This is a genomic window from Arthrobacter sp. TS-15 (assembly GCF_006964045.1).
Taxonomy (GTDB): Bacteria; Actinomycetota; Actinomycetes; order Actinomycetales; family Micrococcaceae; genus Arthrobacter.
The window spans coordinates 213,583-237,537 of sequence record NZ_SDXQ01000006.1 but is presented as its reverse complement, the minus strand read 5'-3'; the positions used below and the strand labels follow the sequence as shown (position 1 = coordinate 237,537).

Genomic DNA, 23,955 nt, shown 5'->3' with positions numbered 1-23,955 from the left:
TGCTGTTCCAACGCAGATACCGGGGACTGCACGGCCTTCCCGTAATGCGTGCCGCGCAGTCCCCGGTATCAGTTGATGCGTACTGTATTAACCCTTCACGTAGCCGTTGGGGTTCAGCACGAACTTTGTTGCCGATCCGGCGTCGAACTCGGCGTAGCCGCGCGGAGCGTCCTCGAGCGGGATGGCCTTGGCGTTGACGGCCTTGGCGATCTGGACCTTGTCATGGAGGATGGCCATCATCAGCTGGCGGTTGTACTTCATGACGGGGCACTGGCCGGTGGTGAAGGACAAGGACTTTGCCCAGCCGGTACCGAGGGACAGTGAGAGGGAGCCGTGCTTGGCTGCCTCGTCGATTCCACCCGGATCGCCAGTGACGTAGAGGCCCGGGATGCCCAGGGAGCCGCCGGCGGCGGTGATGTCCATGAGGGAGTTCAGCACGGTCGCCGGAGCCTCGTGGGAGGCATCCTTGCCGTGGCCGCGGGCTTCGAAACCAACAGCGTCCACGCCGCAATCCACTTCCGGAACTCCAAGGATCTGTGCGATCTGTTCCTTGGGATCGCCTTTGGAGACGTTGACGGTTTCGCAGCCGAAGGATCGCGCCTGCGCCAGCCGGTCCTCGTTCATGTCGCCCACAATCACGACGGCGGCGCCAAGTAACTGGGCGCCGACGGCGGCGGCAAGGCCCACAGGCCCGGCACCAGCGATGTAAACCGTGGATCCCACGCCCACGCCGGCAGTAACGGCGCCGTGGAAGCCGGTGGGGAAAATGTCCGAGAGCATGGTCAAGTCCATGATCTTTTCCAGGGCCTGATCGCGGTCCGGGAAGCGCAGCAGGTTCCAGTCAGCGTAGGGAACCAGCACGAACTCTGCTTGTCCGCCTACCCATCCGCCCATGTCAACGTAGCCGTAGGCGCTGCCGGGACGGTCGGGGTTGACGTTGAGGCAAATGCCGGTCTTCTGTTCCTTACAGTTCCGGCAGCGGCCACAGGAGATGTTGAACGGTACGGAGACGATGTCGCCTACCTTGATGAACTCGACGTCGGGTCCCACCTCCACCACCTCGCCGGTGATTTCGTGGCCGAGGACCAGGTCCTTCGGAGCCGTGGTGCGGCCGCGTACCATGTGCTGGTCCGAACCGCAGATGTTGGTGGTCACCGTCCGGAGGATCGCGCCGTGCGGTACTTTCCTTCCGACGTTGGCAGGGTTGACGCCTGGTCCGTCTTTGAGCTCAAACGTTGGGTAGTCAGTGTCGATGATCTCAACGACACCGGGTTCCTTGTAGGCGACTGCTCTGTTTCCTGACATGGTCACTCCCTATTCTTTGGCTGTTACTGACATTGCTGCCCAATGGACCGAAAACGGTGCTTCGATGAGGAAATACCTCCCCAGGTTTCAGGCACCGAAGCACCAATTACGGCCCACCGGACGGGTAAAAAACTGACAAGTGGAAAATCTGCTCTGGATCTATGCTTTCTCCAGCCGGATGATCACCGACTTCGAGGTGGGTGTTCCACTGGTATCGGCCACGGAGTCCAACGGCACCAGGACGTTGGTTTCCGGGTAGTACGCCGCGGCGCACCCCTTGGGCGTCGAATACGAGACGATGCGGAAGTCCTCAGCCTTGCGCTCAACGCCTTGGAACTCGGAAATCAGGTGGACCATGTCGCCGTCTGAGAATCCCAGCTCGGTGATGTCGTCGGCGTTGATGAGCACCACGCGCCGGCCACCATGGATGCCGCGGTAGCGGTCGTCCTTGCCGTAGATGGTGGTGTTGTACTGGTCATGTGAGCGCAGGGTCTGCAGGACCAGCCGGCCGGGCGGGATCTTGATGAACTCCAGCTCGTTGCCCGTGAAGTGTGCTTTCCCGGATGCGGTGTGGAACTTCCTGGCGTCGCGCGGTGGGTGTGGCAGCACGAAGCCGCCGGGGTGCTGGATGCGTGCTTCAAAGTCCGCAAAACCATCGAAGACGGCCTCAATGTGCTTCCGGATCAGCGAGTAGTCATCCCTGAGGGAGAGCCACGCGGCCTGGGGTGTGTTGGGCAGGCGCCCGTGACCGTCCGTAAACAACCTGTCCGCGAGATTGCAGACGATCGCCACTTCCGAGTGGAGGTGGTCGCTTGCAGGTTTGAGGCGTCCCCGTGAGGCGTGGACGGCGCTCATGGAGTCCTCCACGGTGACCCGCTGGTCGCCCGTGCGTTGCGTGTCCTTCTCGGTGCGGCCGAGGGTGGGCAGGATCAAAGCCCGCCGACCCGTGGACAGGTGTGAGTGATTCAGCTTGGTGGAGATCTGCACGCTCAGGCCAGTGTTGGCCAGGGCCTGCTCGGTAACCTCTGAATCGGGGGCGGCCCGCACGAAGTTGCCGCCCATCCCCATGAAGAAACGGACTTTCCCGTCGCGCATGGCACGGATGGCTGCCACGGTGTCGTAGCCATGCTCCCGGGGGGAGCGGAACCCGAATTCCTGGTCCAGCCGGTCATGGAACGTCGGAGGCATCTTTTCGAAGATGCCCATGGTGCGGTCGCCTTGAACGTTCGAGTGCCCGCGCACGGGGCACACGCCGGCGCCGGGCTTGCCGATATTGCCTTGGAGCAGGAGAACGTTGACCACATCGCGGAGGGTGGGGACGGAATGTTTGTGCTGGGTCAGTCCCATGGCCCAGCACACGATGGTGGCGCTGGAGGCGAGCAAGCGCTCACCCGTCGCATGGATCTGCTCCAGGGTCAGGCCGGTTGCCTCCACAATGTCATCCCACTCCACCTTCTCCAGGTAGCGCAGGTAGTCATCGAGACCCACGGTGTGGTTGTTGATGAAGTGGTGATCCAGCACGGTGTCCAGGCCTGGAGTGTTCCGTCCCGCAGCTTCGGCCTCCAGAAGGTATTTGCCCAGTCCTTGGAACAGGGCTTGGTCTCCACCGGCCCGGATCTGCAGGAAGTCGTCCGTCAGCTGGGTCCCTTGAATCATTCCGGCCAGGTGCTGGGGGTTTTCAAAGTGCAGGAGCCCGGCCTCGGGAAGCGGGTTGACGGACACGATGATCGCGCCGTTCTTCTTGGCCTTTTCCAAGGCGCTGAGCATGCGCGGGTGGTTGGTGCCGGGGTTCTGTCCAGCGACGAAGATCAGTGACGCCGTCTCCAGGTCCGTCAGGCTGACGGAACCCTTGCCGATGCCAATGGTTTCCACCAGTGCGGAGCCGGAGGATTCGTGGCACATGTTGGAGCAGTCCGGGAGATTGTTGGTGCCCAGGCCGCGAACCAAGAGCTGGTACACGAACGCGGCTTCATTGGAGGTCCGGCCGGAGGTGTAGAAAACCGCTTCGTCCGGGTGTTCCATGGCCCGCAACTCTTCGGCCATGAGGTCATAGGCATCTTCCCACTCAATGGTCCTGTAGTGAGTAGCGCCTTCATCGAGGAACATCGGGTGGGTGATCCGGCCTTGCTGGCCCAGCCAGAAGTCATCGCGGGTTTTGAGCTCAGCAACGGAATGGTGGGCAAAGAACTCCGGCGTGACGCGGCGGCGGGTGCCTTCCTCAGCCACTGCCTTGGCGCCGTTCTCGCAGAACTCTGCCGCATTACGCTTTTCATGCTCGGGCCAGGCGCATCCCATGCAGTCGAACCCGTCCAGCTGATTCACAGCTAGAAGGGTCTGAACGCTTCGCAGCGGTCCCATCTGTTCCAGCGAAATTTTCAGGGCGTTGGCAACAGCGGGGATGCCTACGGCCTTGGTCTTGGGTTTGGTGACGGTCAGCTTTGACTCGTCAATGTTCTCGCGTGGAGCTTTGGAATGCATGGGAACCCCTTCAGATCCGGGAAGTGGAAGCGGCCAGCAACCCGCTGTGGGACTGCTGCCGGGCGGCTTCCACAGTGTGCAGGAGCAGGAGCGCGGTGGTCACTGATCCCACCCCGCCCGGGACCGGACTCAGCCCGGCCGCCACGCCGGTGACACTGGCCTCGTCAACGTCTCCCACCAGGGAACCGTCGGCCAGGACGTTCGTGCCGACGTCGATCACCACAGTCTTCTCCGAGACGTGATTCCCGGTCAAGAGCCCGGTCCGCCCAGCAGCAACAACCACGACGTCGGCGGGCCGGGTGTAGTGTTCCAGCGCCCCGGATTTGGAATGGCAGACGGTGACGGTCGCGTCTTTCGCGAGGAGCAGCAAAGACAGCGGCTTGCCCACCACGGCGGAACGCCCGACGACGGCCACGTTCCGTCCCGCTACCGGGATCTGGAAGTGGTCCAGCAGTTCCACCACTGCCCGGGCGGTAGCGGGGGCGAAGGCGGGCTGTCCCACAGCCAAGCGACCGAGACTGAGGGGATTGGCGCCGTCGATATCTTTATCCGGGGCGATGAGCCCCACCAGCCGGTCAGGTCGCACGGCAGCGGGCAGGGGAGTCTGCAGGATGATGCCGTGAACGGTGGGTTCGGCGCTGAGGTCCGTAAGGACATTGGCCAGGACCTGCTCGGTGGCGTCGTGGCCAAGATCGACTATCCTGCAGCCGATGCTTGCCCGCCCGGCTGCACGTTCAATGGACCGAACGTACCAGTGTGTGGACTCATCGTCCGTTGCCACAACAACAGCCAGCACCGGGTGGAGGCCCTCATCGTCCAGGAGGGTTGACTCCTGCTGGGCCCGCTGCTGGATGAGGGCAGCGAGCGGCTTGCCGGAAAGTACTTCGGTGTTCCCCTGCACTGCGGTCATGAGAGGATCCTTTCGCGGACGCGCTTCACCAAGGCATCTGCCGCGAGGACCACCTTTTCCTCAATCCCGTCCGTCTGTTCTGCCAGGCGGGAGCGGGCTTCGCCGTGCTTAATGGCCACGACGTTGATGTCGATGTTGACCCGGGCGGTGGTTGCAGCTGCGCGTGCTGCGTCCGCGGCAGCCGCGACGTCGCTGATGACGTTGGGGTTGGCCACATCAAAGAGTTCGGTGGCAAGGTCCACCACTTCACCGGCAACGTTGATCAACTGCGCGGGAGTATGGGCCGCCTGGACCAGCGCTTCCTGAATGGCAGCAGACTTTATTGCCTTAAGTTCATCGCTGTCCGACGCGAGCTTGTAGGAGTCGATGACGGACTGGAAAGCGTGCTCATCGGCGTCCGCCAGGCGCAAGGCCTCCACCATCAGGTGGTCGGCGGCGCTGGTGATCCGGTTGACCAGAGCGGCGTGTTCCTCATACTTTGCGCCGGTGGTGTACCTGGCCACCATGGCTACCAAGGCGGCACCTTGGGCGGCATGCAGGGCTGCGGCCGCGCCCCCACCGGGGGTGGGCTGGCGTGAGGCAAGCCTGGAGAGGTAATCGTTGATGGTTTCTGAACTGATCATGGATTAGCCCCGGAGCCGGCTCATGGTGGGGTCGTACAGCGGATCTTCGGTAACGGTTGCCTGGATGCGGCGGCCGAAGTATTCGATTTCCACGGAGTCCCCCAAGGACACTGCAGAGGGCAGGTAGGCGTAGGCGATCGGCTTGCGGACCGAGTAGCCGTAGGCGGCGCTGGTCACATAACCCACGGCCTGGTCCTTGTAGAACACCGGTTCCTTGCCCAGCACCAGGCTCCTGCCGTCGTCGACGGTCAAGCAGCGCAAGCGGCGGGCTGAGCCTTCCTCGGTGCGGCCTTCCAAAGCGGCCTTACCGACGAAGTTTTCCTTGGTCATTTTTACGGCAAACCCGAGGCCCGCTTCGTAAGGATCGTGCTCGGTGGTCATGTCCGAGCCCCAGGAACGGTAGCCCTTTTCCAGTCGCAGCGAGCTGAACGCGGCACGGCCTGCGGCAATGACGCCGAACGGCTGGCCGGCCTTCCACAGGGCGTCCCAGAGGCGCTGCCCGTTGTCTGCGCTGGTGTAGAGCTCCCAGCCGAGTTCGCCCACGTAGGAAAGGCGCATCGCAGTGACAGTGACCCCTCCGATGGTGACCTTCTTGGAACGGAAGTACTTCAGGCCGTCGTTGCTGAAGTCGTCGCTGCTGACGGTGCTGATGAGGTCGCGGGCCAACGGACCCCACAGGCCGATGCAGCAGGTGCCGCCAGTGGTGTCACGCACCTGGACCCAGTCGCCGGCGTCGCCGTTCTCCGTTTGGTGCCGTGCTGCCCGCTCGAAGTAGGCGGTGTCCATGTTGCCGTTGGCGCCCAGCTGGAAGGTGTCTTCGCTGAGGCGGGCCACCGTGATGTCACTTCGAATGCCGCCGGCCTCGTCCAGAAGGAGCGTGTACGTGACCGCGCCGGGCTTCTTGGACATGTCACCGGTGGTCAGTTCCTGCAGCAACTTCACGGCTCCCGGGCCGGAGATCTCGAGGCGCTTAAGTGGCGTCATGTCGTACATGGCAACGGCTGTGCGGGTTTTCCAGGCTTCAGCTGCGGCAATGGGCGAGCTGAACATTCCGGACCAGGCGTCACGGGCCGGGGGCTGCCAATCGTCCGGCATTTCCTTGAGGAGTTCAGCGTTGGCTTCGAACCAGTACGGACGTTCCCAGCCGGCGCCTTCCAGGAAGTAGCCGCCCAGCTGCTTGTGGCGGGCGTGGAAGGGGCTGACGCGAAGATTGCGGGGGGAGAGCTTGGGCTGGAGCGGATGCATCACATCGTAGATTTCCACGAAGTTCTGCTGGGACGTTTCGCTGACATATTCGGGGGTCAGCTGAACCTCTTCGAAACGGTGGATGTCGCAGTCTCCCAGATCAATCTGAGACTTTCCGTCCACCAGCAGTTCGGCCACAGCGCGGGCAATGCCGGCGGAGTGGGTCACCCACACGGCCTCTGCAACGAAGAACCCGTCCACTTCCTTGGATTCGCCCACCAGTGAGCCACCGTCCGGGGTGAAGGAGAAGATGCCGTTGAAACCATCCTCGATTTCACTTTCGCGCAGTGCCGGCAGGATCTGCTTGGTGGCTTCCCACGCAGGAAGGAAGTCCTCCAGCGTGAAGTCCAGGCGGGAGGGCATGTTGTGTTCGCTGATGCTGCTGGGCTCGTAGCTACCCAGCTCGTCAAGGTCCACGGGCATGGGGCGGTGAGCGTAAGAGCCAATGCCGTACCGCTCGCCGTGCTCGCGGTAGTAGAGGTCCTGGTCCTGGTGACGCAGGATGGGCAGCTGGGCGCCGTTGGGCAGTTCGTTCTTGCCCTTCTGGGCGGGAACCGGCGTCGTTTTTACGTACTGGTGAGCCAGCGGGAGGAGCGGAACGGACATTCCGATCAACTCGCCCACCTTGGCGCCCCAGAAACCGGCGCAGGAAACCACGATGTCCGCGGGGATCACGCCGTCGGCGGTTTCGACGCCGGTCACGCGGCGGTTGGTCTGCTCAATTCCGGTGACCTCGGTGTTGCCGATGTACTTCACCCCGGCAGCTTCGGTGCGCTTGATCAGCAGCTGCACGGCACGGGCTGCAAGCGCCAGGCCATCGGTGGGGACGTGCAGGCCACCGAGGATGTCTTCCTCATTGATCAGCGGGTAGAGCGCCTTGCACTCCTCGCGGGAGAGGATCTTGCCGTCGATGCCCCATGACTGTGCGTAGCCGAGCTTGCGCTTCAGGTCAGCCAGGCGGGTCTCCGTGGTGGCTACTTCCAGTCCACCCACCTGGTTGAAGCAGCTCTGGCCATCCTCCGTGAGGGACAGGAGCTTTTCCACCGTGTACTTGGCGAACAGTGCCATGGACTTGGACGGGTTGGTCTGGAAAACCAGGCCCGGTGCGTGGGACGTGGAGCCACCGGGCATGTTCAGGGGTCCTTGGTCCAGGACAGTGATGTTGTTCCAACCGCGGGTGACCAGTTCGTCGGCGAGGTTGGTGCCAACAATCCCAGCTCCAATGATGACAATGCGAGGCGTGGATGCCATGGGGTTCTCCTGCTGAAGTTAAAAAGGGGTGAGTCTGCTGGTGTTCTGGGGCGTGGTTTAGCGGAAAACCACTGTGCTGGTCTGGTCCAGCAGCACGCGGTGTTCGCAATGCCACTTCACGGCGCGGGACAACGCCAGGGCTTCGGCGTCCTGGCCCACGGTGGAGAGGGTGGTGGGGCCGTAGCTGTGATCGACGCGGATGACTTCCTGCTCGATGATGGGTCCCTCGTCCAGGTCCGCGGTGACGTAGTGGGCGGTTGCACCCACCAGCTTCACGCCACGGTCGTAGGCCTGGTGGTAGGGACGGGCGCCCTTGAATCCCGGCAGGAAGGAGTGGTGGATGTTTATGGCGCGTCCCTCGAGGGCGCGGCACAAGTCGTCCGAAAGCACCTGCATGTAGCGAGCCAGTACTACGAGGTCCACGTTGTACTCCTCCACCAGGTCCAGGAGCTGCTGCTCGGCTTCAGCCTTGGTGTCAGGCGTGACGGGAATGTAGACGAAGGGCAGGCCGGCGGCTTCTGCCATGGCGCGGTGGGTCTCATGGTTTGAGGCAACCACCACCAGGTCACCGCCGAGGCTGCCGCCCCGCCAACGGAAGATGAGGTCGTTCAGGCAGTGCCCGAACTTGGACACCATCACCAGGACCCGCTTCTTGGTTTGGTCGTGGAAGCTGAACTTCATCTCGAAGCGGTCGGCAATTGCGCTGAATTCTTCTTCGAGCCGCTCCGGCGAGTAGGACAGTGGTCCGGAGAAAGCGGTCCGCAGGTGCAGCGTCTGGCGGAGGCCGTCGTCGAACTGCTGGTGTTCTTCAATGTTGAAACCGCGCTCGAACAGGAAGGTGGTGACTGCCTGAACGATCCCGGCCCGTTCGACGCACGACAATGTGAGTACGAACTTCTGTGCCTGCTCGTCTTTGAGCGCTTCCGGCTTGGGCAGTGTGCTTACGGGTGAGTCTGTCGCCATGAGGGTCATGTCGCCTCCTTTAGATATATTCCTGAGTCCCGAACTGATATATTAGGATTGGATTCAGCGTATACTGGTCATTCAGGCTGGTCAATAGATTTCTTTTGGTTGGAAGGAGAAGGCGCCGTGACTTTTGGAACTCTGGCAATCGCCGGTGACGACACGAAGAAATCCCTGGCCGACATCGCCTATGAACGCCTCCGGGACCGGCTCCTGATGTTGGACATCAAGCCCGGCGAGCTCCTCAACGACGATCAGCTGGCCAAAGACCTGGAGGTAGGTCGGACTCCGGTGCGGGAAGCATTGAAACGCCTGGAGCTGGACCGGCTGGTGATTACCTATCCAAGGCGGGGGACGTTTGCCACGCGCGTGGATGTGACTGACCTGGCCTTTATTTCCGAGATCCGGGCACAATTGGAACCCCTCGCTGCTGCGAGGGCGGCTCGCGTTGCATCCGCTGCCACCAAAGAACATCTTCGTGAAGTGATGCGCGCAGTGGAGGACTTTGACGTCGATGCTGCGTCGGTTGTCGAAACTTTGCGGCTCGACGCCAGCGTTCACCGGGGAATCTACGCGGCGGCCGCGAACCCGCACCTCGAAGACATCCTGATTCGCTACGACAATCTGGCAACCCGGATCTGGTGCATGGTCCTGGATCGTTTGCCGGATCTTGAGCACCACGTGCGTGAGCACCTGGATCTGCTGAAGGCTGTCCTTGACGGCGAAGAGGACAAGGCTGCAGAGCTGGCCCGTGTGCACGTCAGTGGCTTTGAGCATGCTGTACGTCAGGCCCTTTTCGCGGCGTAGTTACCGTCTGCAGCCTCGCGCCGGATTGTCAGCGGTCGTCTTCCGGCCGGGCCGTGAGGATCCTCTGTGCGCTCTCCTGCAGGATGCCCAGCGATTCCTGGATCAAAGGCGACGCGATGCTGCCCCTGCGCACCGCTGCCACAATTCGGCGTGCGGGCCTGCCTTTACCGGTAATGCGTAGCCGGACCACGTTCTCTGCATTATGCAGGGGTGCGAGTCGCGGCAGCAGGCCAACGCCCAGCCCTGCGCCCACGAAAGCGATTTGGGTTTCCCATTCAACGGCCTCATGAGCTACTCGCGGTGTTACACCTACAGCCGTAAAGGCCGCTGTAAAGAGGGCGTGGTACGTGGATCCGGCGGCTTCTGTGATCCATGGTTCTGCAGCCAGTTCTTCAAGGGTCACAGTTTCCCGTGATGCCAGCCGGTGGGTACCGGGAATGATGACGTCCAGGGGATCGTCCAGCAAGACGGTCTGTTCGAACCGGGGATCGTCCTCCACGTAGGTGTCTGACTGCATGGCAACAATCACTGCAAGGTCTATTCGCTCGGCCACCAGCAAATCGAAGCAGCGGGCCGGATTTGCTTCCAGCACCTGCACCTCCAGCAGGGGACGCGTGGAGCGAAGGGTGGCGGCCAGCGGCGCCAGCAACTGGGCGGCCGCCGTCGAGAAGCCGCCGAGCCCAAAACGTGACTGCACCTGATCGCCGGCCTCCATCGCCGCTGCGCGCAGGCTCTCCCATTCGGCAATGAGGGTGTCCGAACCGGCCACCAGAAAGCGGCCCGTGGCGGTCAGCCGCACGCCCCGGCCGTCCTTGGTCAGTAGCTGCATTCCCAGCATGCGCTGGAGCTCCCGCAGCTGAGCGGAGACGGCGGAGGGAGAGTATCCGGTGAGCTCCGCGGTGGCGCCAATGGTGCCGCAGCGGGCAAACACCCGGAGTGTGATGAGCCTCGCATCGATCATGCACCTATTGTGCACGGTTATCTTCTGAATCTTGCGCTTTTGTTGTGGTTCAATGATCCCTAATCTCATGATTACAAGGTTTTCGACATCGCCGCTCGCCCCCAAGCAGCAGTGCTCCCCACGAAACACACTCTGACCCACGCCTCCCGGGAGGAAAACATATGTCTGCTCCAGTCTTGCCCCTCAACTCACGCGGAAAACTCGCCTCATCTTTGCCTGCAGAGCAGCTGGCAGAGATCAGCGCGTTGTTCGAGTTCCGGCGCAAGGGTTATTCCCTCGACGCGCCCTTCTACACCGATGCCACGATCTTCAAGATGGACATGGAAGCCATTTTTGGCCAGCACTGGATCTTTGCCGGCAGCGTCGCCGAGCTACCGGAGCCGGGCGACTACATCACGGTTGACTACGGTCCTTACTCCCTGATCGTTCTGCGCAATGACGACGGCGGCGTGAACGTCCTGCACAACGTCTGCCGCCACCGCGGCGCACGGGTCCTCACCGAGGCTGCAGGGGCCACTGGAAACCTGGTGTGCGGCTACCACTCCTGGACCTATTCCCCCGAGGGCAACCTGATCCATGCCTCCGCTCCCGGCGAGGCCAAGTTCGACAAGAATTGCTTCGCCCTGAAGCGGGCACACGGCCGCGAGGTTGCCGGGCTCATCTTCGTCTGCATTGCCGATGAGCCGCCCACCGATTTTGACGAAACCTCAAGGATCTTTGAGCCGTACCTTGCGCCCCACGATCTGTCCAAGACGAAGATTGCCTACCAGCAGAACATCATCGAGGAGGGCAACTGGAAGCTCGTCATGGAGAACAACCGTGAGTGCTACCACTGCGACGGCCACCCGGAGCTCGCCTGTTCGCTGTTTCCCACGTGGGGACTGACGGAGGGCCTGATCCCGGCCCACCTTGAGGAAGTGTGGGACCGCAACAAGGAAGCACAATCCTCGCTTGAGGAGCGTTGCCGCCGCTATGGCCTTCCCTACGAGGTGGTGGAGGAGCTGGACACCCGCATTGCAGGAATCCGTATTTCACGTGAATCCCTCGACGGTGAGGGCGAATCGTTCTCGGCCGACGGGCGCAGGCTTTCCAAGAAACTGCTTGGTGATCTGCCGGACTTCCGCCTTGGCCGCTGCTCGATGCACCTGCAGCCCAACAGCTGGTTCCACTTCCAGAGCGATCACGTCATCACGTTCGGTGTCTTCCCCATCAACGAACACCAGTCCTTGGTTCGCACCACCTGGCTGGTAGCTGACGACGCAGTGGAAGGCGTGGACTACGACCTGGAGAAACTCACCTACACCTGGAAACAGACCAACCTGCAGGACAAAGCGTTCGTGGAACTGTGCCAGACCGGAGCCGGCAGCCCTGCCTACGAGCCCGGCCCGTACATGAAGAGCGAATACCAGGTGGAGGCATTCATCAACTGGTACGTGCAGCGTGTCCAGGAGCACCTGGCATGACCGAACTCCTCACTGAGACCATCGTCCAGGAGCCACATCGCATTCGCGGTCTTGAAATGCCGTGGAACAGGGTGATGGGCAGCACCGAGGGACCCGCCAGCGCAGCCCGCGCCCTGGGTCCCTGGCATCCGCAGGAGTTCATGGCCGAATGCGTGGAAATCGTTCCCGAAGTGGGTGGAATGATGACTTTCGTGTTCCGCCGCTGCGACGGTGCGCCCCTGGCGTTCCGGGCCGGCCAGTACGTGAACGTTGCCTTCCCCGTGAACGGCGAGGACCAGGATCCGGCGGACCGAAGCTACTCGTTGTCCAGCGCACCCACCAAGCCGTGGACTTTCGACATCACGGTCAAACGCGATCCCACAGGACTGGTTTCGCCGTGGGTGCACCAGAACATCAAGCCCGGCACTGTCCTTGAGATGTTGGGACCCGTGGGTGCCTTCCACCTGCCCGACGCTGACCGGCGGGCACGCTACCTCCTGCTGGCCGCCGGCGCCGGCATCACGCCGATCATGTCCATGGTGCGGACCATCCACTCGCTGCCCGGACAGGCCGATGTGGTTGTGCTGTACCACGGGGCGGCGGACGAGGGTTTTGCCTTTAATAAGGAGCTCGCCTACATCGCCTCGGTGGACTCGCGCATCAAGGTCTTCTACTCCTTGGGCGACCGCGCCAAACCCGCGGATTGGGAAGGGCTGAGCGGACGGCTCACGGCGGCCATGCTGAACGAGGTTGCGCCGGACGCCAACGGGCGGCAGGTCTACGCATGTGGCCCCGAGGGCTACCTGAACACGGCCACCGAACTGTTGGGGAACGTGGGAGTGGATGACACCTCCATCCATATGGAGTTCTTCACCGGGGACCGCCAGACCATCCTTGAGTATCAGGCAGAGCTGGCCCTTGCGGTGGACATTGCTGAGGAGATCGCAGAGGAAATCGCGGATTCCGCGGAGGACTACTATGAGGGCCAGCCCGCAGCGTTCGGGCTCTACGAGCCCGGCTACGACGCCGAGGGGACCCTGCAGGCCACGGGGATGCCGCTGGAAACGGTTGACCCGGATGCGCCTGAAACCTCCGATGCCGGTTCGGATGCGGGGGCGGAGGTCTCAACTCCCGATGCTTCGAGTTTCGAGACAGTAGGCACGGGAAGCCTCACCTTGTCCTTCATGCGCACGGGGATCAACGTGCGCGTGGATCCCACTGAGCACATCCTGGGCCCTGCCCAGCGTGCCGGCGTCAGGATCGGTGCCAACTGCAAAGAGGGCATGTGTGGCTCCTGCAAGGTGGTGAAACTTTCAGGTGAAGTGGAGATGAACCACCAAGGCGGAATCCGGGCACGAGAGATTGACGCAGGCAAGTTCCTGCCCTGCTGCTCCACCGCGCGGACCGATATGGTGATTGACGCTTAATCCTGATCACCCCCTGTTTTCGCGCATTAGCACGGGCATTTGGCCGTGCGCAACCCAGAGTTAATCTCATTTCCTCGTTCAGACCCCCGGAACGGGTCTATAGTGAGGGAACAGGACATTCGCTGATGCAGACCGGCGGCCCGTTATTTCTTCCGACGCCGGAGGCCCCGTAATGACCGACACCCAAATTGGTAGCTTTATTCGCGACTGTGTGGTGTTTGAGGACGACACTGACAACGGCTTGGACTTTGACACGTTCTATGGCTTGTACATCAGCTGGTGCGTCCTCGGACGCAAAATCCCCATTCCCGACTCCGCCTTCAAGACCGCTCTGGAACTCGAGGGCCACAAGCCCGTCAAGGAAAATGGCCGGCGGATTTACCCGGGCATGACCATGGTTGGACCGGCCGCCAGGGACTACGTGGTAAATAGTGTCCCGATGTGGACCGAAACTGCCACCGACATTCCGGTTTCCGAGATCCGCCAGCAAGCCTTGGCATCCATCGCCTGATTTCGTACCAGCGAGCTTTCAGCCCATGCCCCTAGGATTTCTTAGGGGGCATGGGCTGTTCCTGTTTCCCAGGGTTTTCGCTGAAAGGTACTCATGAAGCCGTCCATTGTTTGGTTTCGCGACGATCTGCGGGTCGCCGACAACCCGGCCTTGCGTGCCGCCGTCGACGACGGTGCGGCCGTTGCCCTCTACGTCCTTGACGAAGAATCGCCGGGCATCCGCCCCCACGGTGGCGCCGCGCGGTGGTGGCTCCACCACTCGCTGACCCGCCTCCGCGAAGACCTGGACAAGCTCGGTGTTCCATTACTCCTCCGCCGCGGCCCGGCGGCGGACATCGTCCAGAAGACCACGACGGCGATTGGTGCCGGCGGGCTGTACTGGAACCGGCGGTACGGTTCCGCTGAGCGGACGGTGGACGCCGGCATTAAGGCTTGGGCGGGCGAGGCGGGACTGCACGTCTCGAGTTTCCAGGCCTCCCTTCTTCATGAGCCGTGGGAAGTCACCACCAAAACAGGCGGACAGTACAAGGTCTTTACCCCTTTCTGGCGGACCGTTTCTGCGCAGGATTTCCGCGAGCCCTTGGCTGTCCCCCAAGCGGGCCACGGATTCACGGGAAAGCTGCCCGCCTACGAGCAGCTGGATTCGTGGCATCTGCTGCCCACAACGCCGGACTGGTCAGGTGGGCTGGCCGAGATGTGGACGCCGGGAGCTGCTGCCGGGCGCAAGCGGCTCGCCAAGTTCGTGGATGACGGCCTGTCCAACTACAGCGAGGGCCGCAACCGCCCCGATACCGATGGCAGCAGTTGTCTCTCGCCCTACCTTCGCTGGGGTGAGCTCAGCCCGTTCGAGGTGTGGCATGCCCTGGGGTCCAGACGCTCCGAAAGCGCCTCTATTTATGCTTCCGAGTTGGGCTGGCGTGAGTTCTGCTGGCACCAGTACTTCCACAACCCGGAGTTGGCAACGGCCAACCTTCGCACTGAGTTTGATCGCTTCCCGTGGGCGTGGCCGGGTAGCGCCAAAAATGGCAGTAACAAGCATCCCGGCCACGAGTCGGCACCCGAGGAGTTCCGGGCCTGGCAGCAGGGCCGCACCGGTTTCCCCATGGTGGACGCGGGGCAGCGGCAGCTGTGGCATACGGGCTGGATGCACAACCGCGTCCGCATGGTTGCCGCCAGCTTCCTGGTGAAGAACCTCGGCATCCATTGGCAGCTGGGGGAGCAGTGGTTCTGGGACACCCTGGTGGATGCGGATCCTGCATCGAATCCCGCCAACTGGCAGTGGGTAGCCGGCTCCGGCGCGGATGCTTCACCGTTCTTCAGGATCTTCAATCCGGAGGCTCAGCGCGTCAAATTCGATCCTCAAGGGAAGTACATCGCCCGCTGGATTCCGGAGTTCGGGACACCGGAGTACGCAGAGGAAATCGTGGACCTCAAAACCACGCGGGCCGAAGCGCTGGAGGCGTACAAGGAGATGAGGGAGGTCCACTAGTACCCCTCTGGAAATTAGTAGGAAGTCCGAGTATATTCGGATTCAGAGATGACCTGGATCACAGTTGGTCACGTGTTCGGCAACGGTCACAGCACCCGGCGGCACGGCAGTCATTCACCGATGCAAAGGAGCATTTCACCATGGTGCGCGAGCTTTCCCACTACGTAGACGGCCAGAGGATCGACGGCACGTCCGGCCGGTTCAGTGATGTCTACGATCCCTGCACGGGCGAAGTTCAGGCACGGCTTCCGCTGGCCAGCGCGGACGAGGTTCGCAACGCCGTCGCAAATGCAGAAAAGGGCCAGCTCGAATGGGCGGCCATGAACCCGCAACGCCGGGGACGCATCCTCCTGAAGTTCGTGGACCTGGTTAACCAGAACATGGACGAACTTGCCAAGCTCTTGTCCTCCGAGCACGGCAAGACCTTCGCGGACGCCAAGGGCGATATCCAGCGCGGCATCGAGGTAGTGGAGTTCTCGGCCGGGGCGCCGCACCTGCTCAAGGGCGAATTCTCGGACAACGCCGGGCAGGGGATCGATGTCCATTCGCTCCGCCAGCCGCTGGGCGTGGTCGCAGGCATCACTCCCTTCAACTTCCCGGCCATGATCCCGCTGTGGAAGTCCGGCCCGGCGCTCGCAGCCGGCAACGCGTTCATCCTCAAGCCCTCCGAGCGGGACCCGTCAGTTCCCCTGCGCCTTGCGGAACTGTACAGCGAGGCCGGCGTGCCCAACGGCGTCTTCAACGTGATCAACGGCGACAAGGAAGCCGTGGATGCGCTGCTGGAAGATCCGCGGGTCAAAGCCATTGGATTTGTGGGCTCCACGCCCATCGCCCAGTACATCTACGCAACTGCTGCAGCACACGGCAAGCGTGCGCAGTGCTTCGGCGGTGCGAAGAACCATATGGTGATCATGCCCGACGCCGATCTGGACATGGCAGCCGACGCCCTGATTGGTGCCGGGTACGGTTCCGCCGGCGAACGCTGCATGGCGATCTCCGTTGCCGTGCCGGTGGGGCAGGAAACCGCTGACGCGCTGGTGGCCAAGCTGACCGAACGCGTCAAGGACCTGAAAGTTGGCCACAGCCTGGACAAGGATTCGGACTTCGGACCCGTGGTGGCTGCTTCTGCCAAGGAGAGGATCGAGGGTTACATCCAGTCCGGCGTGGACGAGGGCGCAACGCTGGTCACCGATGGTCGTGGCCTCACCGTGGATGGATACGACGGCGGCTTCTGGGTAGGCCCCACCCTCTTCGACAATGTCACCAAGGACATGAAGATCTACAAGGAAGAGATCTTCGGGCCGGTCCTCAGTGTGCTGCGTGCGGCTGACTACGACGAAGCGCTCAGGCTCTGCAGTGAGCACGAGTTCGGCAACGGCGTCGCAATTTTCACCCGCGACGGCGACTCCGCCCGCGACTTCGCCAGCCGCGTTGAAGTGGGCATGGTGGGCATCAACGTGCCCATTCCCGTGCCCATCGCTTACTACACGTTCGGCGGCTGGAAGGCGTCCGGCTTTGGCGACCTCAACCAACACGGCGCCGATGCTTTCCGCTTCTACACCAAGACCAAGACCGTGACGTCGCGGTGGCCCTCCGGTATTCGCCAAGGTGCAAGCTTCGTGATGCCGGCTGGCAGCTGATGGGGGCTGAAGAGGTAGAGCAAGAAGTCCTGTTTGAGCGTCGCGGCCACCTCGGCATCGTGACCCTCAACCGCCCCAAGGCAGTCAATGCGTTGAACGCGGGAATGGTGAAAGCCATGCTCCGTCAGTTGACCGATTGGGCTGACGACGACGCCGTTGCCACCGTATTGGTGCGCGGTGCGGGCGACCGTGGGCTGTGCGCCGGCGGCGACATCGTGGCGATATACAAGGACATGTTGCACGGTGGCACGGAGACAGCCGAGTTCTGGGCTGACGAATACCGGCTGAACGCACTGATCTCGCATTACCCCAAGCCTTACGTCGCGTTCATGGACGGACTGGTCCTGGGCGGCGGGGTGGGCGTTTCGGCTCACGGTTCCGTCCGCATAGTTACTGAGCGGACGCGCACCGGCATGCCGGAAACCACCATCGGATTCGTTCCCGACGTCGGCGGCACCCTTCTTCTCTCACGCTCACCGGGGGAGGCGGGCACGCACGCAGCCCTCACCGGGGCGCACCTGTCTGGCGCGGACGCCCTGTTCCTGGGGCTCGCGGACTACTTCGTGCCGTCCGAAAGCCTCCCCGCGTTGGCGGAAGCGCTGGAAAGCTCGACGGCGGAGGCCGCCGTCGAGCACTTTGCCCAAGCGGCGCCGGACTCGGCACTTGCGGCACAGCGGGACTGGATTGACGCAGCCTATGCGCATGACGATGCCGAGGAGATCGTCCGAAGCCTGCGCACCGGCTCCGGTGAAGCCGTTGAGGCAGCCGAGACCATCGAGGCGAAGTCGCCCACATCGGTCAAAGTCACCCTGGAATCCCTGAGACGCGTCCGCGGGCTCTCTCTGGAGGAAGCCCTGGACCAGGAATACCGCGTGGGCTTGCGATGCCTGGCCGGGCCGGATTTCAGGGAGGGCATCCGCGCGCAAGTGGTGGACAAGGACCGCAACCCGCAATGGAAGCCGGCCACCCTGGCCGAAGTCCGGGAGTCCGACGTCGAGGGCTACTTTGCGCCGCTCGGCGAACGGGAGCTGGGGCTTTCAGCCAGTCCAGTCCAAGCGAATTGAAGGAGACGATCATGACAGAAAACGCAGCGGCAACGGGACTCATCGCCTTCCTTGGGCTGGGGCATATGGGTGGCCCCATGGCGGCTAACCTGATCAAGGCCGGGCACGATGTGATTGGCTACGACCCCGTTCCAGCGGCCGTAGAGGCTGCTTTGGCCCACGGAATTCCCATGGCTTCCACGGCGCATGAGGCTGCGGCGGAGGCCGCAGTGGTGTTGACCATGCTGCCCAGCGGCAAGCACGTGCTGGACGCTTACCGCGGCGTGGACGGGCCGGGGCTGCTGTCTATCGCCAAACCGAACACGCTGTTCCTGGACTGTTCCACCATCAACGTGGATGAAGCCCGCGAGGCGGCCGCTCTTGCCGTGGAGGCGGGTCACCGATCCGTGGACGCTCCCGTGTCCGGTGGTGTTGTGGGGGCTGAGGCCGGAACCTTGACCTTCATGGTGGGTGCCTTGCCGCAGGATTTCGAGACCGTGAGGCCCGTTCTGGAGCTCATGGGCAAGAGGATCGTTCACTGCGGTGATCATGGGGCCGGTCAGGCCGCGAAGGTTTGCAACAACATGATCCTGGGTGTGTCCATGATCGCCGTTGCCGAAGCGTTTGTTCTAGGTGAGAAGCTGGGGCTCACGCACCAGGCACTGTTCGACGTCGCATCCAACGCGTCCGGCCAATGCTGGGCGCTGACCACCAACTGCCCAGTTCCGGGTCCGGTGCCCACCAGCCCCGCCAACCGCGACTACCAGCCTGGCTTCGCCGGTGCGTTGATGGCCAAGGACCTGCGCCTGGCTCTGAACGCGTTGGAAAGCACGGGAGTTGCTGCGGAAATGGGTCCCCTGGCTTCGCGCATCTACGACGCCTTTGCCGCCGGGGACGGGGCCGGAAGGGACTTCTCGGGGATCATCACGGAGATCCGCGATAAGTCGGTGTGAGAGATTGTCCGTTTACTTGAGCGTTTTTACGAGAGGGAAAGCATGACGGAGCAGTACCAGAATATTGTGGTGGAACGTCGGGGACGCGTGGGCTTGGTGACGTTGAACCGGCCTGAGGCGCTGAACGCGCTCAATACTGCACTCATGAACGAACTCGTGGACGCTGTTTCTTTGATGGACACTGATCCGGATGTTGGGGCTGTGGTGATCACGGGATCGGCCAAAGCATTTGCTGCCGGCGCCGATATCAAGGAGATGTCCTCCAACACCTACATGGACATGTACGCAGCGGACTGGTTCCGGCACTGGGAGGACCTCACCCGGCTGCGCATACCCGTAATCGCGGCAGTGTCCGGTTTTGCATTGGGCGGCGGCTGCGAACTGGCCATGATGGCCGACATCATCATTGCCGGCGACAACGCAAAGTTCGGCCAGCCCGAGATCAACCTCGGAGTGATTCCCGGAATGGGCGGTTCGCAACGGCTCACCCGCGCCGTGGGCAAAGCCAAGGCAATGGACATGATCCTGACCGGCCGGTTCATGGACGCCGAAGAAGCCGAACGCTCCGGCCTGGTGTCCCGTGTGGTTCCTGCCGCTGAGGTGGTTGATGAGGCCATCAAGGCCGCCGAGGTCATTGCCTCCAAGTCCAAGCCCGCCGCGATGGTGGCCAAGGAAGCCGTGAACGCAGCCTTCGAGATGGGCCTGTCACAGGGTGTGCTGTTTGAGCGCCGTGTGTTCCACTCCCTGTTCGCCACGGAGGACCAGAAGGAAGGCATGGCAGCGTTCAGCGAGAAGCGCCAGCCGGAGTTCAAGCACAGGTAACTGGTTGCGCGGAACGTCGTTGTCATAGTCGGGTGGTAAGAATGAACCATGTTTCAGAAGCCTCCGAATATTGCCCTTGAACACTTCACCAGCACCACGCAGGACTTGGCCCGGGCGGTTATAGCCAGCAAGTACCTGACTCTTGAGCTGCACTTCAGCTTGGAGGGCTTCATTGCCCGTGACCCGGAAGGTGTTCGGATCCTTACCGCCGATATCGGTGTACGGACGGACAAGAAGACAGGAGCACGGGTCGGAGCGTTGGAGCGTCTCCGTGAGCAGTGCACGGAACCTGGATTCCCGCGGGCGATCTCGGTTTATCAAGCGAAGAATGCCATAAAGCACTACGACTTGGAACGCGATGGCAAAGGCGACCCCTACTTCTTCCTCCAGCGTCCACACCCGGGAACTGATGAAGATGTCTAACAGGTCCTTTGCTCAGAGGTCGTAGCTGCGTCATATGGGCGTGCCAGTATTTGCCCGCCCATCCTTGCCGAGGGCCGGCCACGCCCGAAAGTTGCCGGGAGACCTCCGAGGAGGAAGCCTGGGAAGGGCTTGTGGGCTCATTCTTCGCGGCGTAGGCTCCTTCGGGCCGGAACCGGATGGAGGAGTTCGCTCATGGGACAGCTGATCGTCCAGAATTTTGTGACCGCCGATGGATACGCCGCTGATACCAACAACGAGTTCAAGGCCTACGAACTGCTGGAAGGGGGAACCGCTGAGTTTGACCGCGCCCAGCTCAAATGGCTCGGCACCGTTGAAGCCATGGTGCTGGGCGCCAACACCTACCGGTATTTCGTTGAGTATTGGCCTACGCCCGCCTCCGATGGCGAGATCATAGCGCCCGCACTCAACGGCTTGCGTCGTCATGTCTTCTCACGTCAATTGAAGGCAGCCCCTGGGGTGACTTCCCGCCGTCGAACCTTGAGTCCGGCGACGCGATAGAGGCGATCCGTCGCATCAAGCGGCAGTCCGCGAAGGACGCCGTCCGGCTGGTAGTGACGCTCGGAGACCAAGGCTCAGGCAGGGGCGTGTTCCCGGCAGGACACAACCCCGCACTGCTGAAACTGCAGGAAGTGAACAGCTACGACCAAGGCTTGGTGGAGCTGAGCTACACAGTCCGGAAACGCCCCTAAACCGAAGCGCCCGCGGGCACCAACGCAGCGTCAAAGAAAGCCCGCTCCAGCCGCACGGCCTCCGCGAAGGTCGCGGCAACTCCCTGTCGTTCCGCGGCGTCAACAGGCTCGACGGCGTCAAACTCGTCGCGTAGCCACGTCACCCACGCGTTGTACTCGGGGTTGTTGTGGAGACGGATCCATTCGGCGTGCTTCGCGTGGACGGGCCAGTGTGTGGGATCGCCGGCGCGGGCGGCCCAATCTCCGTAGAGCCACTCGGCAACCAGCAGCACCGCCAGGACCTCCGGGTACGAACGGGTGGCGAGGGCGCTGCGCATCAGGTTATCGAAATCCCGGGTGGCAGATCCCAGCGCGGGGGCTGTTCGATCCGCCTCGGGAACGTCGAGTTCGTTGAAGCAGTCCTGGAAGTACGTATTCTCGTCCGAAGCGAAAGCCCCAAGAACCGCGGCAAACACCAGACGCGAAGGCAGCGAAGGCGCCGAGGCGACGGCTTGCCCGAGGAGCGCTGTGAAGGCGTCGCAGAACTGGTAATCCTGAACAAGGTAGCGGCGCAGGTGGTCATCGGGAAGGGACCCGTCCAGCAGCTGGTCCACAAAAGGATGGTTGACGGCGGCGTCCCAATCCTCGGCGCACTGGTTCTTGAGTTCTTCGGCAAAGCCCACGGTGTTTCCTCCTGAGGTGTCAGCATCGGAGCCTAGCAGCGTATTGCGCCCTACCGGCGGGGGTTACGCTCTGGTGCCGGTCCCGGCGCCAGCGTAGGCTCTGGCCATGACGAACGAGCACGCTTCGAAGACGATCGTGGTTGGCTATGACGGATCCGAAGAATCACACCGGGCCGTCCAATGGGCCGCACATCACGCCATCCTGCGGAACTGCTCACTGCACGTTGTGCACTGTTCCCTGTGGGTCTTGCTATCCCAAAACAGGGGCCCCGTTCCTGGCATCGCCGATAGTGGTTTGGAGCGGGCCGCCCAGAAAGTCCTTGAAGAAGGGACGGCGCTCGCAAAGGAGGCCGTGCCCGATCTGGAGGTCCACGCCACTTTGCTTCACGGAATGCCGCGCGATCATCTTGCGCACGTTTCGGCCGGCGCGGAGATGTTGGTCCTTGGAAGCCGCGGCCTTGGTGGGTTCATGGGCTTGCTGGTGGGGTCCGTGAGTTTGGAGATGGCGGCAACCGCAGAGTGCCCCGTCGCAGTGATTCGTGCCGATGACCACCCTGAGGGTCCAGTGCTGCTGGCTGTTGATGACTCTGGATCACCGGCAGCCCTGGACGACGCCTGCCTTTTCGCGGCCGCAACGGGTGCCGAGCTCAGGATCATTCACGTCCTGCACGAACCCGAAGGATACCGGCGGTTGCGAGAGCCGGTGGAAGCCTATCCCGAGGCAGAAGCGATGCTCGATGCCGTGCTGAGCCGGGCCCGCCACAAAGCTCCCGGGAGCGCGGTGAGGGGAGAGCTGCTGGTGGATGCTTCATTCTCCCGTGCCGTGGTCAAGGCCTCACAAGCGGCACGCATCACAGTGGTGGGGACCAAAGGACATGGACTGATCAAGGGCACCATAGGTTCAACGGCACACGCAGTACTCCACCACGCCCATAGTCCCGTGTTGGTCTCCCGTCGCAAGGCAGGCTCCGAAGCTTCTTAGGGCTCAGTCTTCCCTGGAGACCGCAGAGCTGGTTGGTCGTCGGAGGCCCTCACAGGGACTCCCTCCGGCGATGAACCGGACTTATGGTGGAGGGCATGGATAATCGGGCGGAAGTTCGCGAATTTTTGATCTCCCGGCGTGCCCACGTGGCCCCGGAGCAGGTGGGGCTGCCCGCGGGATCCAACCGGCGGGTTAAGGGTCTGCGCCGTAGCGAAGTGGCCACCCTTGCCGGCTTAAGCGTTGAGTACTACACCCGCTTGGAACGCGGCGCCATTAGCGGCGCCTCGCCGCAGGTTCTTGAGAGCATCGCCCGCGCGCTGAACTTGGACGACGCTGAACGCGCACACCTGTTCGACCTTGCGCATGCCGCCAGTCCAGTTGCCCGGCCGCCACGGCGCCGGAACTCGAAATCCTATGTGCCCCACCAGAGCCTGCAGTGGGCGTTGGATGCTGTCACGGCCGGACCCGCGTTTGTCCGGAACGGCCGGATGGACCTCTTGGCCGTGAACCCCTTGGCCCGGGCGTTTTACAAGGACTGTTACGACATGCCGGGCCAGACGCCCAACATCGCCAGGTTCACGTTCCTGGACCAGCGCGCCCACGAGTTCTACCCGGACTGGGACGCTTTTGCGGAAATAACGGTTTCCATTCTCCGCACGGAGGCCGGACGGGACCCGCACAACAAAGAATTGCACGATCTCATTGGTGAGCTCAGCACCCGCAGCGAGGAATTCCGCACTCGCTGGGGCGCACATAACGTCCGGCACCACGGCACGGGTTTCAAGACGTTCAATCACCCGGTGGTGGGCGAAATGACGCTCGCCTTCGAGGGCTTGGAAATGGCCGCAGAACCAGGATTGACCCTGACCATTTACGCAGCTGAACCCGGGTCGCCGTCGGCCGAGCGCCTCCAACTGTTGGCCTCCTGGGCGGCGAGCGAATACGCCCAAGGCGTTCGCCCGGCGTCGGAGAAGACCCGAACGGACAGCTGACCGCCGGCGGTGCTGCCGCGCGCTACCGCCGATGGCAGACGGTCAGCGATTGACTTCTACGCGGACTTCCTGGCCTTCGAAGCGCGCAAGCTCTTCCCGGGTGGCTTTGGATCGTCCCAAATGAATGGTTTGGTCTGAGTATTCGATGCCTGACGCGTTGTAGTAAAAACCGAGGTTTCCCCAGGGGACGTAGTAGATCAGGTCACCGTCCTCGGGGTCGGACCCAGGTGACCCTTCATAGTGGAGGGGCCTGGGCAGGTCCGCGATCTTCTCCCGGCCGGCGAACTCTTTCATGCTGAGGGTGAGCGGCAGCATGC

The 23,955-nt window shown here is 62.5% G+C and carries 23 protein-coding genes; 14 read left to right on the top strand and 9 right to left on the bottom strand.

The genetic code is table 11. From position 1 onward, the window contains the following. Positions 1–87 precede the first annotated feature (87 nt). The 6 genes from fdhA to purU all read right to left on the bottom strand — a co-directional run bounded on the left by fdhA (position 88) and on the right by purU (position 8,784). On the bottom strand, positions 88–1,305 hold the full coding sequence (gene fdhA, locus EU811_RS02320) for a formaldehyde dehydrogenase, glutathione-independent (protein WP_142936901.1): 1,218 nt from the start codon (positions 1,303–1,305) through the stop codon (positions 88–90). Between the two features lie 159 nt (positions 1,306–1,464). Further along, a complete protein-coding gene (locus EU811_RS02315) occupies positions 1,465–3,783 on the bottom strand; it encodes an FdhF/YdeP family oxidoreductase (protein WP_142936900.1) in 2,319 nt (772 codons plus the stop codon). Positions 3,784–3,793: 10 nt separating this feature from the next. Further along, positions 3,794–4,693: a bifunctional 5,10-methylenetetrahydrofolate dehydrogenase/5,10-methenyltetrahydrofolate cyclohydrolase gene (locus tag EU811_RS02310; protein ID WP_142936899.1), complete on the bottom strand. Its 900-nt coding sequence runs from the start codon at positions 4,691–4,693 to the stop codon at positions 3,794–3,796. Continuing rightward, the gene (locus tag EU811_RS02305; protein ID WP_142936898.1) at positions 4,690–5,316 is read right to left on the bottom strand and encodes a cyclodeaminase/cyclohydrolase family protein; all 627 of its coding nucleotides are present in this window, start codon (positions 5,314–5,316) and stop codon (positions 4,690–4,692) included. The genes EU811_RS02310 and EU811_RS02305 overlap by 4 nt, the downstream gene beginning before the upstream one ends. A 3-nt stretch (positions 5,317–5,319) precedes the next feature. Beyond that, positions 5,320–7,812, bottom strand: coding sequence for a GcvT family protein (locus EU811_RS02300; protein ID WP_142936897.1), 2,493 nt, complete (start codon positions 7,810–7,812; stop codon positions 5,320–5,322). 57 nt (positions 7,813–7,869) lie between these two features. After that, positions 7,870–8,784, bottom strand: a complete 915-nt coding sequence (gene purU / locus EU811_RS02295) for a formyltetrahydrofolate deformylase (RefSeq protein WP_142936896.1) — start codon at positions 8,782–8,784, stop codon at positions 7,870–7,872. A 117-nt stretch (positions 8,785–8,901) separates the two neighbouring features. On the opposite strand from purU, the gene EU811_RS02290 reads away from it, so the two are divergent. Beyond that, positions 8,902–9,582, top strand: coding sequence for a GntR family transcriptional regulator (locus tag EU811_RS02290; RefSeq protein ID WP_142936895.1), 681 nt, complete (start codon positions 8,902–8,904; stop codon positions 9,580–9,582). Between the two features lie 28 nt (positions 9,583–9,610). Here EU811_RS02290 and EU811_RS02285 read toward each other — a convergent pair whose 3' ends face one another. Next, positions 9,611–10,543, bottom strand: coding sequence for a LysR family transcriptional regulator (locus EU811_RS02285; RefSeq protein WP_142936894.1), 933 nt, complete (start codon positions 10,541–10,543; stop codon positions 9,611–9,613). Positions 10,544–10,704: 161 nt separating this feature from the next. On the opposite strand from EU811_RS02285, the gene EU811_RS02280 reads away from it, so the two are divergent. The 11 genes from EU811_RS02280 (at position 10,705) to EU811_RS24050 (ending at position 21,002) form a co-directional block, all read left to right on the top strand. Next, positions 10,705–12,006, top strand: coding sequence for an aromatic ring-hydroxylating oxygenase subunit alpha (locus tag EU811_RS02280; RefSeq protein WP_142936893.1), 1,302 nt, complete (start codon positions 10,705–10,707; stop codon positions 12,004–12,006). Then, on the top strand, positions 12,003–13,412 hold the full coding sequence (locus tag EU811_RS02275) for a ferredoxin reductase (RefSeq protein ID WP_142936892.1): 1,410 nt from the start codon (positions 12,003–12,005) through the stop codon (positions 13,410–13,412). The genes EU811_RS02280 and EU811_RS02275 overlap by 4 nt, the downstream gene beginning before the upstream one ends. A 172-nt stretch (positions 13,413–13,584) precedes the next feature. Beyond that, the gene (locus EU811_RS02270) at positions 13,585–13,923 is read left to right on the top strand and encodes a hypothetical protein (RefSeq protein WP_142936891.1); all 339 of its coding nucleotides are present in this window, start codon (positions 13,585–13,587) and stop codon (positions 13,921–13,923) included. A 93-nt stretch (positions 13,924–14,016) separates the two neighbouring features. Next, positions 14,017–15,411 carry a cryptochrome/photolyase family protein gene (locus EU811_RS02265; protein ID WP_142936890.1) on the top strand — a complete coding sequence of 465 codons (1,395 nt, stop codon included), beginning with the start codon at positions 14,017–14,019 and terminating at the stop codon, positions 15,409–15,411. A 140-nt stretch (positions 15,412–15,551) separates the two neighbouring features. Further along, positions 15,552–17,051 carry a CoA-acylating methylmalonate-semialdehyde dehydrogenase gene (locus EU811_RS02260; RefSeq protein WP_142936889.1) on the top strand — a complete coding sequence of 500 codons (1,500 nt, stop codon included), beginning with the start codon at positions 15,552–15,554 and terminating at the stop codon, positions 17,049–17,051. After that, entirely contained in the window at positions 17,051–18,115 is a 1,065-nt protein-coding gene (locus EU811_RS02255) for an enoyl-CoA hydratase/isomerase family protein (RefSeq protein ID WP_142936888.1), read from the top strand. Before EU811_RS02260 ends, EU811_RS02255 begins: the two co-directional genes overlap by 1 nt. 11 nt (positions 18,116–18,126) lie before the next feature. Continuing rightward, positions 18,127–19,047, top strand: a complete 921-nt coding sequence (mmsB, locus tag EU811_RS02250) for a 3-hydroxyisobutyrate dehydrogenase (RefSeq protein ID WP_142936887.1) — start codon at positions 18,127–18,129, stop codon at positions 19,045–19,047. Positions 19,048–19,089: 42 nt separating this feature from the next. Beyond that, on the top strand, positions 19,090–19,869 hold the full coding sequence (locus tag EU811_RS02245; protein WP_142936886.1) for an enoyl-CoA hydratase: 780 nt from the start codon (positions 19,090–19,092) through the stop codon (positions 19,867–19,869). A 48-nt stretch (positions 19,870–19,917) separates the two neighbouring features. Beyond that, entirely contained in the window at positions 19,918–20,292 is a 375-nt protein-coding gene (locus tag EU811_RS02240; protein ID WP_142936885.1) for a hypothetical protein, read from the top strand. Between the two features lie 192 nt (positions 20,293–20,484). After that, a complete protein-coding gene (locus EU811_RS24055) occupies positions 20,485–20,811 on the top strand; it encodes a hypothetical protein (protein WP_238703270.1) in 327 nt (108 codons plus the stop codon). Between the two features lie 53 nt (positions 20,812–20,864). Continuing rightward, the gene (locus EU811_RS24050; RefSeq protein WP_238703269.1) at positions 20,865–21,002 is read left to right on the top strand and encodes a hypothetical protein; all 138 of its coding nucleotides are present in this window, start codon (positions 20,865–20,867) and stop codon (positions 21,000–21,002) included. Here the strand turns inward: EU811_RS24050 and EU811_RS02230 are convergent. Then, on the bottom strand, positions 20,999–21,664 hold the full coding sequence (locus EU811_RS02230) for a TenA family protein (RefSeq protein ID WP_142936884.1): 666 nt from the start codon (positions 21,662–21,664) through the stop codon (positions 20,999–21,001). The genes EU811_RS24050 and EU811_RS02230 overlap by 4 nt on opposite strands. Before the next feature lie 106 nt (positions 21,665–21,770). Between EU811_RS02230 and EU811_RS02225 the strand changes: the two genes are divergently transcribed. Continuing rightward, a complete protein-coding gene (locus tag EU811_RS02225) occupies positions 21,771–22,646 on the top strand; it encodes a universal stress protein (RefSeq protein ID WP_142936883.1) in 876 nt (291 codons plus the stop codon). Between the two features lie 95 nt (positions 22,647–22,741). Then, on the top strand, positions 22,742–23,638 hold the full coding sequence (locus EU811_RS02220) for a helix-turn-helix transcriptional regulator (RefSeq protein WP_142936882.1): 897 nt from the start codon (positions 22,742–22,744) through the stop codon (positions 23,636–23,638). Positions 23,639–23,680: 42 nt separating this feature from the next. Here the strand turns inward: EU811_RS02220 and EU811_RS24045 are convergent, their stop codons facing one another. Continuing rightward, positions 23,681–23,953, bottom strand: coding sequence for a cyclophilin-like fold protein (locus EU811_RS24045; protein ID WP_238703268.1), 273 nt, complete (start codon positions 23,951–23,953; stop codon positions 23,681–23,683). Between the last annotated feature and the right edge of the window lie 2 nt (positions 23,954–23,955).

Coding starts and splice junctions, on each gene's coding strand:
- fdhA (WP_142936901.1), bottom strand. CDS start 1,305: ATGTCAGGAAACAGAGCAGTCGCCTACAAGGAACCCGGTGTCGTTGAG.
- EU811_RS02315 (WP_142936900.1), bottom strand. CDS start 3,783: ATGCATTCCAAAGCTCCACGCGAGAACATTGACGAGTCAAAGCTGACC.
- EU811_RS02310 (WP_142936899.1), bottom strand. CDS start 4,693: ATGACCGCAGTGCAGGGGAACACCGAAGTACTTTCCGGCAAGCCGCTC.
- EU811_RS02305 (WP_142936898.1), bottom strand. CDS start 5,316: ATGATCAGTTCAGAAACCATCAACGATTACCTCTCCAGGCTTGCCTCA.
- EU811_RS02300 (WP_142936897.1), bottom strand. CDS start 7,812: ATGGCATCCACGCCTCGCATTGTCATCATTGGAGCTGGGATTGTTGGC.
- purU (WP_142936896.1), bottom strand. CDS start 8,784: ATGACCCTCATGGCGACAGACTCACCCGTAAGCACACTGCCCAAGCCG.
- EU811_RS02285 (WP_142936894.1), bottom strand. CDS start 10,543: ATGATCGATGCGAGGCTCATCACACTCCGGGTGTTTGCCCGCTGCGGC.
- EU811_RS02280 (WP_142936893.1), top strand. CDS start 10,705: ATGTCTGCTCCAGTCTTGCCCCTCAACTCACGCGGAAAACTCGCCTCA.
- EU811_RS02275 (WP_142936892.1), top strand. CDS start 12,003: ATGACCGAACTCCTCACTGAGACCATCGTCCAGGAGCCACATCGCATT.
- EU811_RS02270 (WP_142936891.1), top strand. CDS start 13,585: ATGACCGACACCCAAATTGGTAGCTTTATTCGCGACTGTGTGGTGTTT.
- EU811_RS02265 (WP_142936890.1), top strand. CDS start 14,017: ATGAAGCCGTCCATTGTTTGGTTTCGCGACGATCTGCGGGTCGCCGAC.
- EU811_RS02260 (WP_142936889.1), top strand. CDS start 15,552: ATGGTGCGCGAGCTTTCCCACTACGTAGACGGCCAGAGGATCGACGGC.
- EU811_RS02255 (WP_142936888.1), top strand. CDS start 17,051: ATGGGGGCTGAAGAGGTAGAGCAAGAAGTCCTGTTTGAGCGTCGCGGC.
- mmsB (WP_142936887.1), top strand. CDS start 18,127: ATGACAGAAAACGCAGCGGCAACGGGACTCATCGCCTTCCTTGGGCTG.
- EU811_RS02245 (WP_142936886.1), top strand. CDS start 19,090: ATGACGGAGCAGTACCAGAATATTGTGGTGGAACGTCGGGGACGCGTG.
- EU811_RS02240 (WP_142936885.1), top strand. CDS start 19,918: ATGTTTCAGAAGCCTCCGAATATTGCCCTTGAACACTTCACCAGCACC.
- EU811_RS24055 (WP_238703270.1), top strand. CDS start 20,485: ATGGGACAGCTGATCGTCCAGAATTTTGTGACCGCCGATGGATACGCC.
- EU811_RS02225 (WP_142936883.1), top strand. CDS start 21,771: ATGACGAACGAGCACGCTTCGAAGACGATCGTGGTTGGCTATGACGGA.
- EU811_RS02220 (WP_142936882.1), top strand. CDS start 22,742: ATGGATAATCGGGCGGAAGTTCGCGAATTTTTGATCTCCCGGCGTGCC.
- EU811_RS24045 (WP_238703268.1), bottom strand. CDS start 23,953: ATGCTGCCGCTCACCCTCAGCATGAAAGAGTTCGCCGGCCGGGAGAAG.